The organism is Aeromonas bestiarum (assembly GCF_028751155.1).
GTDB classification, from domain to species: domain Bacteria; phylum Pseudomonadota; class Gammaproteobacteria; order Enterobacterales; family Aeromonadaceae; genus Aeromonas; species Aeromonas bestiarum.
In genome coordinates, this window is the sequence record NZ_CP064746.1 from 228,195 (window position 1) to 239,952 (window position 11,758).

The following is an 11,758-nucleotide window of genomic DNA, read 5'->3' on the forward strand; positions in this document are numbered from 1 at the left end:
CAGGCAATGTGCCCATCTTCTGCATTTGCCTTGGTCAGGCATTGGAATAGTGGTCCCGTAAACCGAGCCAGCGCCGTATCAAGGGATCGACATGGTTTGGATGACGGTCCATGAGGAAGCGCGCCATCTTCTGCACCTGCGGGATGAGCGACTGGTCGCGCACCAGGTCGGCGATCTTGAGATCGGCCAGCCCGGTCTGACGGGTACCGAGCAGTTCCCCCGGGCCGCGCAGCTCGAGATCGCGCTGGGCGATCAGGAAACCGTCGTTGGTCTCCCGCAACACTCCGAGCCGGCTCTGGGCCGTCTTCGACAGGGGAGCATGATAAAGCAGCACGCAGTGGGAGGCCACAGAGCCGCGACCGACCCGGCCGCGCAACTGGTGCAGCTGGGCCAGCCCGAGCCGCTCCGGGTTTTCGATGATCATCAGGCTGGCGTTGGGCACGTCCACCCCCACCTCGATGACTGTGGTGGCAACCAGCAGCTGCAATATGCCCGCCTTGAACTCCTCCATCACCCGCTGCTTCTCGATGGGGCGCATCCGGCCGTGTACCAGCCCGATATGCAGGCCGGGTAGCTGGTTTTGCAGCTCGGCGGCGGTATCCTCGGCGGCCTGGCACTCCAGCACCTCGGACTCCTCGATCAGGGTGCAGACCCAGTAGGCCTGCTTGCCCTCTTCACAGGCCAGCTTGACCCGCTCGATCACATCCTGGCGGCGGCTGTCCGGCAGCGCCACCGTGGTGATGGGGGTTCGGCCCGGCGGCAGCTCGTCGATGATGGAGGTGTCGAGATCGGCATAGGCGGTCATCGCCAGGGTGCGGGGAATGGGGGTGGCCGTCATGATGAGCTGATGGGGATGGACTCCCTCCCGCTCCCCTTTTTCGCGCAGGGCGAGGCGCTGGTGCACCCCGAATCTGTGCTGTTCGTCGATGATCACCAGGGCCAGGCGCTGGAACACCACCTGCTCCTGGAAGATGGCGTGGGTGCCCACCACCATCTTGACGCTGCCGTCGGCGATGGCGGCGAGCTGAGCCTCCCGCGCCTTGCCCTTCTGCTTGCCCGCCAGCCAGCCGACTCCGATGCCGAGCGGTGCCAGCCAGTGGCCGAAGTTGATAGCGTGTTGCTCGGCCAGCAGCTCGGTCGGGGCCATCAGCCCCACCTGGCAGCCGTTGCCGATGGCTTGCAGCGCCGCCAGCGCCGCGACCAGCGTCTTGCCGGAGCCCACGTCCCCCTGCACCAGCCGCATCATGGGGTAGCTGCGTTGCAGATCCTGGCCGATCTCCGCGACCACCCGGTTCTGGGCACCGGTGGGAGTGAATGGCAGGGCGCCGAGCAGTTGTTCGACCAGCGCTGGCGCCGGCTTGAGGACACGGGCTAGCTGGGTTTGCGCTTGGGCACGGACTTTCAGCACCGAGAGGTTGTGGGCCAGCAGCTCTTCCAGCACCAGTCGCTGCTGGGCCGGGTGCTGGCCGCTTTCGAGCAGCGCCAGCGCCACCGAGGGGGGCGGACGATGGAGCAGGCGCAGGGCGGCGGCCAGTTCGATTTGCTGGGGATAGAGGCCGGCGGGCAGCAGCTCCTCCACCCCGTACAGGTCGAGCTGGGCCAGCGCCTGATCGGTGAGGTTGCGCAGGGTGAGCTGGCGCAGCCCTTCCGTGGTGGGGTAGACGGGGGTGAGCGCTTCTTCGGTCTGGCCAGCTTGTTCTTCGCCGAGCAGCTTGTACTCGGGGTGGGCCATTTCCAGCCCGTATTTGCCGGGGCGCACTTCGCCGAAGCAGCGGATCAGGCGGCCCTGGCTCAGGCTGTTCTTCTGGGCTGCGGTGAAGTTGAAGAAGCGCAGGGTCAGGGTGCCCGTGCCGTCGCTGATGCGACAGACCAGCATGCGGCGGCGGCCCATCACCAGCTGAGTGTCCTGGATTTCGCCCTCGACGGCGCCGTGCAGCCCGGGTGGCAGATCGCCGATGGGCCACACCTGGGTACGGTCCTCGTAGCGCAGGGGGAGGTGGAACAGCAGATCCTGTACCGTGGCCAGCCCCAACCGCTCGAGTTTCTCCTGCATCTTGCTGCCGACGCCCTTGAGGCTGTCGAGGGAGATTTTATCCAATTTCATCAATTAGATGCCCGAAAACACTGTAAATATGTCCAGATGATAGGGGTTGTTGATGGCTCGATGCAAGCCGCGTTGCTGTGAGCCGGGCCGCCCGGGCGGCTGGAAAAAGGCGATAGCCGCATGTGACAAAGGCCTGCCGAAAAACGGGAGGCCTTTGTTGCAGCTGCCTGCGGGCGGAAGTGGGGGCGATGCGCCCCGGCGTCAGATGATGCGTTTGAGCAGGATATGAGCCCTGACCCTGTGGATCCGGGCCAGCAGCTTGCGCACCTGTTCCGGGTAGTCCTTGATCTGCTCAATCTGATCGAAGTGGCTGATCCGCTTGGTGTTGGCGAGTATGTTCTCCCGCTCCCCGTTGAACTGGGCACGCAGGTGATGGCGACGATCGTACACCAGCAGACCGTTCTCCAGATCCAGCGCCCAGGCGCGGGGGTTCAGGTTGTTGCCGGTGAGCAGCGCCCACTCGTCATCCACGAAGATCCCCTTGAGGTGGTAGGAGTTGCGCTCGCAGCACCACAGCATCAGGTTGAGACGGCCGGCATCGATGTGATGCTGGTTGCGCTCGGCAAACTTGCGCAGATTGGTCTCGTACAGATAGGGCAGGCCGCCTATGGTGGTGAATTTCTCCTCCGGCGGGATGAAGAAGTCGTTGGCCGTCTTGTCACCCACCACTATGGTCACCTTGCAGCCGCGCTTGAGCAGGGCCTCGATGTCCTTGTTCAACTCCTTGGGCGGGTTGAAATAGGGGGTGCAGATGAAGATTTCCCGCTCGGTGGCACGCACCAGGGTACGGATCATCTTGTTGAGCTGATTGCCCCGCTTGCCCAGCCCCGTCATCGGAGTGATGGCGATCTCCTGGCTGTTGACCGGCATGCTCTCGAAGCGGTACTGGCCCAGGCGCAGGCTGTGTTTGAAGCGGCGGATCGGCCCCTTCAACTGCTTGGCAGTGGGGATGTCGGTGCGATCCAGCCGCTGCACCGCTTCGCTCTTGAGGAAGAGATCGTCCACATAGTGGACCATGCAGCGGGTCAGCTCGGGGCTGGTGATCTGGTGATAACGGTCGAAACGGTAGCGATCCTGCTGATGCAGATAGATGTCGTTGAGGCTGGCACCCGAGTAGAGCAGGGTGTCATCGAAGATGAAGCCCTTGAGGTGCAGCACGCCGAGCAGTTCGCGCCCCTTCACCGGCACGCCGTAGATAGCGATCTGGTGTTCGTGGCGGGCGGCCATTTCCTGATACATCAGGTGGTTGCCCCCCTGCTTGCCCTTGCCGATCAGACCGCGCTGGGCACGGTGGAAGTCGACGAAGAGCTTGATGTCCAGGGCCGGGTTGCGCTGCTTGGCGGCGTAGAGGGCGGACAGTATCTCCCGTCCCGCTTCGTCATCCTGCAGGTAGAGGGCCACCAGATAGATGCGGTGAGTCGCGCTGGCGATGAGCGAAAGGATCCGGCTCTTGAAGTCCCGGGCGCTGTTGAGCACCTGAAACTGATCTGCGGCGACGGCGATCTGGGGCAGACGAGCCAACAGCTGTCGATAGTGTGCCGATGAATGCATAGAGAAACCTGAAATCACTGCGTTAAGCGTTCCACTCGGAGCGATGGATAGGCGATTCTAGCAACCTCGACCTGTTAGCCAAAGAAAGAATCGTCATAAAGATGAAAAAGGCCTCACATTGGAGGCCTTTTCGACAGCAGTTATGTTCAAAGGAAGCTGTAGATGATCATCGCCATGACGCCGCCGGTGGTGCCTATGATGGTCTCCATCACAGTCCAGGTCTGCAGGGTCTGCTTCTCGGAGAGGCCGAGATAGCGGTTGGCCAGCCAGAAGCCGGAGTCGTTGACGTGGGAGAGCACTATGGCCCCGCCACCGATGGCGATGGTCACGGCGGCCAGCTGGGCACCGTTCAGCCCGAGCGGTTCCAGCATGGGCAGCAGCAGGCCACAGGCGGTCAGCATGGCGACGGTGGCGGAACCCTGAATGACCCGCACCGCGGCCGCCAGTATGAAAGCCAGTGCGACTATGGGCAGGCCGGAATCCGCCAGCATGTTGCCGAGGGCGGCACCCACCCCGGAATCCACCAGGATCTGCTTGAACACGCCACCGGCACCGGTCACCAGTATGATGACACCGGCTGGCTGGATGGCACTGTTGCAGACGCTCATCACCTCATCACGGGACATGCCACGGCGGATCCCCAGCAGATAAAAGGCGGCCAGACAGGCGACCATGATGGCGGTGAAGGGGTGACCGATGAACTCCAGCCAGTTGTGCAGGGTGGAACCCGCCTCGACGAAGCGGCCGACTATGGTCTTGAGACCTATCAGCAGCAGCGGCAGACCGATCAGGCCCATGGCCAGTCCGAATGAGGGCAGGGTCTTGCAGTCGTCGTGGGCGCTGCTCTGGGCATCGGCGGGCAGCGGCACATCCACCACCTTGCTGATCAGCTCCCCGAACAGCGGGCCTGCCAGGATCAGGGCCGGCACGGCGGCGATCAGGCCGAACAGTATCATGTAGCCAAAATCGGCCCCCAGCTGGGATGCTACCAGAATGGGGCCCGGCGCCGGAATAAGGAACGCCTGGCAGGTGGCGATGCCCGCCAGCAGCGCTATGCCTATCTTCACCACGCTGCCGCCGCCGCGACGGACGATGGCAAAGGCCACCCCGATCAGCAGCACCACGGCCACGTCGAAGAAGAGCGGCAGAGCGCAGATGAAGCCGGTCAGTGACATGGCCCAGTTGGCGCGCTTGACGCCGAAGGTACCGAGCAGGGTATGGGCCACCCGGTCGAGGGCACCGGTGACCTCCATCACCTTGCCGAACATGGCGCCCAGCGCCACCACCACGGCGACGAAGCCCAGGGTGCCGCCCATCCCTTTCTGGATGGTGTTGGCGATTTCGGCCGGGTTCATGCCGGCGGCGAGGCCGGCCACCATGGAGACCAGGATGAGGGAGACGACCGCGTGCAGGCGGGCCTTCATCACCAGAAAGAGCAGCAGCACTATGGAGCCGGCGGCCGTCATGATCAGGGAGAGGTCAGACATTGTTGTGCGTTCCTTGTTCCAGATTCAGTATCGACACCCTGCCGATCCGTCGGCAGGCCATATCTTTATGATTTATTTAGATTTATGGCCAGGGCGCAAGCTCGCTTGCCCAGGTGGCTGTGAGTTCGCTCAGTCTGTGGCAGACTTCACATTTCTTGTTGTTACCGGTAACATGTTACCGGTAACGTGCTAAGTTAGAACCCATCGGCAGCACGATTTTTGAAAAATGGGATAGAGGTCAAACAATGGCGGGCAAGAGCATTATCGTGATGGGTGTGTGTGGTAGCGGCAAGTCCAGCGTCGGCCTCAAGGTGGCCCAGGCGCTGGGTGCCAAGTTCATCGATGGTGATGACCTGCACCCCAGAGCCAATATCCAGAAGATGGCCGGTGGCAACCCGCTCAACGACGAGGATCGCGCCCCCTGGCTGGAGCGGATCCGTGATGCGGCGTACAGCCTGGAACAGAAGAACGAGGTGGGCGTCATCGTCTGCTCGGCCCTCAAGAAGCAGTACCGCGACCAGATCCGCGAGGGCAATGACTCGGTGCATTTCCTGTTTCTGGATGGTGATCAGCCGCTTATCCTCGAACGTATGCGGGCACGCAAGGGCCATTTCATGCGGGAAACCATGGTACAAAGTCAGTTCGATACCCTGGAGCGCCCGGATGGCGAGGCAGGTGTATTTCACATCGATATAGACGGCACCTTCGAGCAGGTGGTTGATCGCGCCGTCACAGCATTGGAGCAAGCCCAATGATCCATCAGGTTATTTCCAGCGTCACCGCCCGCATTCGCGAGCGCAGTGCCGCCCGTCGCCAGGCTTTTCTGGCCCGCATTCAGCGCCAGGCAGAGCAGGGCAAGACCCGTGCCGCCCTGGCCTGCGGCAACCTGGCGCACGCCGTGGCCGCCTGCAGCAGTGACGAGAAGGGGCGCATCCTCGACATGACCCGTGCCAACGTCGGCATAGTCACCGCCTACAACGACATGCTGAGCGCCCATCAGCCCTATCAGGGCTATCCGGACATCATCAAAGCCGCGCTGGCCGAGCTCGGTCACAGCGCCCAGGTGGCGGGTGGCGTACCGGCCATGTGCGACGGCGTGACCCAGGGCCAGCCCGGGATGGACATGTCCCTGTTTTCCCGCGATCTCATCGCCCAGGCGACCGCACTGTCACTCTCCCACAACACCTTCGACGCCACCCTGCTGCTCGGCATCTGCGACAAGATAGCCCCGGGCCAGATCATGGGGGCGCTCTCCCACGCGCACCTGCCCACCGCCTTCGTGCCGGCCGGCCCCATGGCCAGCGGCATCAGCAACGATGACAAGGTGAAGGTACGCCAGCAGTACGCCGCCGGTGAACTGGGCCGCGATGCTCTGCTGGAGATGGAGTGTGGCGCCTATCATGCACCGGGCACCTGCACCTTCTACGGCACCGCCAACACCAACCAGCTGGTGTTCGAGGCCATGGGCCTGATGCTGCCAGGCTCCGCCTTCGTGCACCCGCACAGCGAACTGCGCCGCGCCCTCACCGAAGAGGCTGCCCGTCGCATCAGCGCCATGATCCCGGGCTCCCCGGCCTACCGCCCCCTGAGCGAGGTGCTGGACGAGCGTTCGCTGGTCAACGGGCTGGTGGCCCTGCTTGCCTCCGGCGGCAGCACCAACCACAGCATCCACATGGTGGCGCTGGCCCGCGCCGCCGGCCTGCACCTGACCTGGGACGACATCAGCGACCTCTCGGATGTGGTGCCGCTGCTGGTGCGCATGTACCCGAACGGCCCGGCCGATGTGAACGCCTTCGAACAGGCGGGCGGTGTGCCCGGCCTGATGCGTCGTCTGGCGCAAGAGGGGCTGATCCACCTGGATGCCACCCCTGTGTTTGGCGAGATGCAGGATTACCTCAGCCGTCCGGCTCTGGTGGATGGCGAGCTGGTGTGGCAGCCGGTGGGTGAAAGCACGGATCCGAGCGTATTGTCGCCGACCGGTTCCGTATTCCAGGCGACCGGCGGCACCAAGCTGCTGGCGGGCAATCTGGGCCGTGCCGTGGTCAAGGTCTCCGCCGTGGCCCCCGAATATAGAGTCATCGAGGCGCCGGCCCGGGTCTTCTCCTCCCAGCACGCGGTGGAGGCGGCCTACAAGGCTGGCAGTCTCAATCAGGATGCCGTTATCGTGGTGCGCCACAACGGCCCGGCCGCCAACGGCATGCCGGAGCTGCACAAGCTGATGCCTGTGCTCGGCAATCTGCAGAAGGCGGGTCACAAGGTGGCGCTGGTCACAGATGGCCGCCTCTCCGGTGCCTCCGGCAAGATCCCGGCCGCCATTCACGTCACCCCGGAGGCGCTGCACGGCGGTGCCATCGGCCTGCTGCGCGACGGCGACCTGCTGCGGGTGGATGCCGAGACCGGCTGCCTGGATTGCCTGACCGACTTGACCGGCCGACCCCAGGCCGACATCGACCTCACTCTGGAACAAGAGGGCTGGGGCCGTGAACTGTTCAGCGTGATGCGTCGCGCGGTATCGAGCGCCGAGTGCGGCGCCACCATCTTTGATTAAGGAAGCGTTATGCAAAACTGGAAAGTGACCCCTGCCGAGGTGTTTGCCGCCTCTCCGCTGGTACCCGTGATGGTCATCAACGATCTGGAACAGGCCCTGCCGATGGCCAAGGCGCTGCTGGACGGCGGCATCTCGGTATTCGAGATCACCCTGCGCACCCCGGTGGCGCTCGATGCCATCGCCCTCATCGCCAAGGCGATGCCGGATGTCATGGTCGGCGCCGGTACCGTGCTCAACTGCGCGCAGTTTGATGCCGCCGTGGCCGCCGGTGCCCGCTTCGTCATCTCCCCGGGGATGACACCGGCGCTGCTGGCCCATGCCGCCAACAGCACGGCGCCTTTGATTCCGGGTGTTGCCACCGCCTCCGAAGTGATGCAGGCGCTGGAAGCAGGCTACGACCATCTGAAGTTCTTCCCGGCCGAAGCGAATGGCGGCACCAAGGCGCTGGCTGCCATCGCAGCACCGCTTCCCCAGATCAAGTTCTGCCCCACCGGCGGCATAGGCCCGAAAAACGTGGCCGACTATCTGGCGCTGAAATGCGTCGCCACCGTTGGCGGCTCCTGGATGCTGCCGGCCGATGCGGTCAAGAGCGGCAACTGGGAGGAGGTGACTCGCCTCTCTCGCGAAGCGGTCGAGCTGGTTAAACGCTAAACCCGCATCGTTTATGGAAAGAGTGTTGGGTTGATAGAAAAAGAGCAGGCCACCCCGGGGTGGCCTGCTCTTTTTTTTGCCTTTGAATAAGGGGGAGGCACATTCAGCCTGCGTGCCCTCAGGCTTTGACCTTCTCTTCGCGAAAGCGTCAGCCCAGGCTGTCCCCTTCATAGAGGGAGAAGCCCATGTCCTTGCGGGTATCGGGCAGCGGCTGGCCGCTGAGTCGGGCCAGCAGCATGGTCGCCGCCTCGCGGCCTATCTCCTTGCGCGGGGTGACGATACTGGCCAGCTTGGGGGTCATGGCATGGCCTATGTCGAGGGCGTTGCTGCCGGCGATGGCAATCTGCTGCGGCACGGGGATCCACTTGGCCTGACACTGCAGCAGGGCGCCCACCGCCAGGTCATCGTTGGTGCAGAACAGGCCGTCGAGGTCGGGGTAGCGCACCAGCGCCTGATCCAGCAGCTGACCACCCAGGGTGAAGCTGGAGGACTGCTCGGTCAGCAGGTGCTGGCCGGAGAGGCCATAATCGCCCATCGCCTGGTAGTAACCCTCCATCCGCAGCTGGGTGCGCACGTCGAGCCGCGCGCCGAGATAGACCAGCTTGCGTCGGCCCCGGCGCAGCATCTCTGTTACCATGGCCCGGGCGGCGGCCCTGTGATCCATCCCCACCACCATGTCGATGGGGGCTTGCGGCAGATCCATGGTTTCCACCACAGGAATGCCGGCGGTGGCGATCATCTTGCGGGTGCGATCCGTGTGCTGGCTGTCGGAGAGGATCAGGCCGTCCACGTGATAGGAGAGCAGGGAGGCCACCTGCTCCTCTTCCCGTTCCGGGCTGTAGCCGTAGTGGGCGAGCAGGGTCTGGTAGCCGGCGGGCCGGGTCACTGACTCTATGCCGTGCACCACGGCGGAGAAGACCTGGTTGGAGAGGGAGGGGATCAGGATGCCGATCGCCCTGCTGGTGGCGTTGGAGAGAATGTCCGGCGCCCGGTTGGGGATGTAGCCCAGTGCCTCCACCGCAGCGGCGATCCGCTCACGGGTGCCCTCGGCCACGGCCTGCGGATCGCGCAGGTAGCGGCTGACGGTCATCTTGGTGACCCCGGTCTGGTCGGCTATGTCCTGCAGGGTAGGGCGGCGCTTTCGGGTATCGTTCATCTCGGGATCCGGCAAAAATGTTACAGGTAACATTACCGTTTTTGTTTAACAAAGTCAGCATATGACGCCATCGGCAGAGGACTATTCGCATGATCAAGGGCAAGTGCTTCGAGGGGAAGCGTTTCGAACAGCAGTATGTGGCGCAAGAGTGTTTTACGGAGTGCCGCTTCATCGACTGCAACTTCTCCTGGCTGGACTTGAGCGAGAGCCGCTTCGTCGACTGCAGTTTCTACGAGCGGGAGCGCGAGCTGGGCTGCCAGCTGCAGGGCTGCGATCTGCGGGAGGCCAGCTTCCTGCGCTGCGATCTGACCCTGGCGGATCTCAGCCGCAGCCAGTGCCTGGGGCTGGAGATGCGTGACTGCCAGGCCATGGGCATCAACTTCGCCCGTGCCAGCTTCGCCAACCAGATCACCGTCAAGAGCTACTTCTGCGAGGCGCATCTGACCGGCAACAACTTCAGCTATGCCAACTTCGATGGCTGCCTGCTGGAGCGCTGCGAGCTCAGCGGCAATCGCTGGCAGGGGGCCAACCTGCTGGGGGCCTCGCTGGCCGGCTCCGATCTGAGCGGTTCAGAATTCGGCCAGATAGAGTGGACCAGCTTCAACCTACAGGGCTGCGATCTGCGCCAGTGCGATCTGCCCGGGCTGGATCTGCGTCGGGTCAACCTGGACGGGGTGCAGATCAATGAAGAGCAGCAGCAGGGGCTGCTCGAACAGCTCGGCCTCATCGTCTTCCCCTGATCCAGGCGGTCGAAAACGGGGTAAGTTTTCGTCATTCGATGCCGCCGACAGGGCCGTCGGCGACGATCAAAAAAGCCTGCGTCATGCAGGCTTTTTGTCATCGCGTGTACGGGGTCAGCGTTTGGCCAGCCACTTGGTCGGGTTGATGGCTTCACCCTGATAGCGGATCTCGAAGTAGAGGCCGGGTCTGTCCTGGCCGCCACTGTCGCCGACCAGCGCCACGGGTTCGCCCTGTTCCACGCTCTGGCCCACCTGACGCAGCAGCGACTGGTTGTGACCGTAGAGGCTCATGTAGCCGCGGCCGTGGTCGATCACCAGCAGCATGCCGAAGCCATCCAGCCAGTCGGCGTACACCACCTGACCCGGTGCGACCGCCTTGACCTGGGTCCCTTCGCTGGCGCCAATCAGGGTGCCCTTCCACTTGAGCTCGGCGGTGCGGGGTGAGCCGTAGGAGATGAGGATCGGGCCCTGCACCGGCCAGCGCAGGCTGCCGTTGGTGCTGAGACCGCCGTAGCCGCCACTGCTTGGCTTGCTGTTGCGTGCGGCGGCTTGCTGCTCCGCCACCCGGTTCTGTTGTTCGGCGACTTTCTGCTGTTGGGCAGCGAGCCGTTGCTGCTCGCCGACCTTCTGCTGCTGCGCCGCGATCCGCTGTTGCTCGGCAATCCGCTTCTGCTCGGCGGCCAGGCGTTGGGCCTCCAGGCGGCGCTGGCGCTCCTGCTCGGCCTTCAGCTTGGCCAGCCGTTCCCGCTCGGCCCGCTCACGGCGCTCCTGCTCTTCCCGCTGGCGACGCAGCTCTTCCAGCCGGGCCTTCAGGGCTTTCTCCGCCTTGACCAGCTTGGTCAGCTTCTGTTCGTCATCCTGTACCGACTGCTGCAGTTGGTTGCGTACCTTGGCGCGGCTCTGCTGGCTGGCCAGCAGGCTCTGGTGATGTTGCTGCTGTTCGCTCAGCAGGGTTTGCAGCTTGTTCTCGGTCTCTTTGGTGGCCTGCTGGTTTTTCGCCAGCTTGGTGCGGGTCGTGCGCAGGGCTTCGATGGCCTCGATGCGGGCCTTGTTGAGGTAGTCGTAGTAATCGAGAGAGCGGCTCAGTTTGGCCGGATCCTGCTGATTGAGCAGCAGTTTGAGGTAATCGTGGTTGCCCGCCTGGAAGGCGCTTTCCGCCTGCTTGGCCAGCAACTGCTTCTGATGGCTGGCCTGTTGTTCCAGATCCAGCTTGTCCTGTTGCAGGCCCACCAGTTTTTGCTGATTCTGTTTCAGCTGTTGTTTGGTCTGCTCGAGCTTGGCCGCCGCGGCCGAGATGGCCTGCTCATCGGCCTTGAGCTGGGTGTTGAGTTTGGCCAGCTCCTGCTTGCTGAGCTTGATGGTCTTCTGTTGCTCTTTGATCTGGGACTGCATGGTGCCGAGCTGCTGATTGGCAGCCAGGGCCTTGCCCGCGACAAACGACAGGCAAAAAAACAGCGCGCCGGCCAACAGGCCGACGCGACTGGTTTTGTTTGAAATAACTTCGCATCCCCGCATGGGGAA

Annotated in this window: 9 protein-coding genes; 4 read left to right on the plus strand and 5 right to left on the minus strand. The window is 63.6% G+C overall.

Translation table 11 applies throughout. From position 1 onward, the window contains the following. Positions 1-34: 34 nt before the first annotated feature. The 3 genes from recG to gntU all read right to left on the minus strand — a co-directional run bounded on the left by recG (position 35) and on the right by gntU (position 5,142). On the minus strand, positions 35-2,104 hold the full coding sequence (gene recG / locus IU367_RS01055) for an ATP-dependent DNA helicase RecG (protein WP_274453211.1): 2,070 nt from the start codon (positions 2,102-2,104) through the stop codon (positions 35-37). A 201-nt stretch (positions 2,105-2,305) separates the two neighbouring features. Beyond that, positions 2,306-3,655 (minus strand): CDP-diacylglycerol--serine O-phosphatidyltransferase, encoded by a 1,350-nt coding sequence (gene pssA / locus IU367_RS01060; RefSeq protein WP_274453212.1) that lies wholly within the window; start codon positions 3,653-3,655, stop codon positions 2,306-2,308. A gap of 146 nt (positions 3,656-3,801) precedes the next feature. After that, positions 3,802-5,142 carry a gluconate transporter gene (gntU, locus tag IU367_RS01065; RefSeq protein WP_042866935.1) on the minus strand — a complete coding sequence of 447 codons (1,341 nt, stop codon included), beginning with the start codon at positions 5,140-5,142 and terminating at the stop codon, positions 3,802-3,804. A 245-nt stretch (positions 5,143-5,387) separates the two neighbouring features. Here gntU and IU367_RS01070 point away from each other — a divergent pair, with 245 nt between their 5' ends. The 3 genes from IU367_RS01070 to IU367_RS01080 are packed head-to-tail and all read left to right on the plus strand — an operon-like array spanning position 5,388 to position 8,341. Next, positions 5,388-5,897, plus strand: a complete 510-nt coding sequence (locus IU367_RS01070) for a gluconokinase (RefSeq protein ID WP_241280504.1) — start codon at positions 5,388-5,390, stop codon at positions 5,895-5,897. Then, positions 5,894-7,690 carry a phosphogluconate dehydratase gene (gene edd, locus IU367_RS01075; RefSeq protein ID WP_274453213.1) on the plus strand — a complete coding sequence of 599 codons (1,797 nt, stop codon included), beginning with the start codon at positions 5,894-5,896 and terminating at the stop codon, positions 7,688-7,690. Before IU367_RS01070 ends, edd begins: the two co-directional genes overlap by 4 nt. Before the next feature lie 9 nt (positions 7,691-7,699). Next, on the plus strand, positions 7,700-8,341 hold the full coding sequence (locus tag IU367_RS01080) for a bifunctional 4-hydroxy-2-oxoglutarate aldolase/2-dehydro-3-deoxy-phosphogluconate aldolase (RefSeq protein WP_274453214.1): 642 nt from the start codon (positions 7,700-7,702) through the stop codon (positions 8,339-8,341). 148 nt (positions 8,342-8,489) lie between these two features. Here the strand turns inward: IU367_RS01080 and IU367_RS01085 are convergent, their stop codons facing one another. Continuing rightward, complete coding sequence (locus IU367_RS01085) at positions 8,490-9,497, minus strand: substrate-binding domain-containing protein (RefSeq protein ID WP_274453215.1); 1,008 nt, start codon at positions 9,495-9,497, stop codon at positions 8,490-8,492. Between the two features lie 89 nt (positions 9,498-9,586). On the opposite strand from IU367_RS01085, the gene IU367_RS01090 reads away from it, so the two are divergent. After that, the gene (locus IU367_RS01090) at positions 9,587-10,237 is read left to right on the plus strand and encodes a Qnr family pentapeptide repeat protein (protein WP_043136421.1); all 651 of its coding nucleotides are present in this window, start codon (positions 9,587-9,589) and stop codon (positions 10,235-10,237) included. Between the two features lie 114 nt (positions 10,238-10,351). Here the strand turns inward: IU367_RS01090 and IU367_RS01095 are convergent, their stop codons facing one another. Beyond that, positions 10,352-11,752 carry a peptidoglycan DD-metalloendopeptidase family protein gene (locus IU367_RS01095; protein WP_274453216.1) on the minus strand — a complete coding sequence of 467 codons (1,401 nt, stop codon included), beginning with the start codon at positions 11,750-11,752 and terminating at the stop codon, positions 10,352-10,354. Between the last annotated feature and the right edge of the window lie 6 nt (positions 11,753-11,758).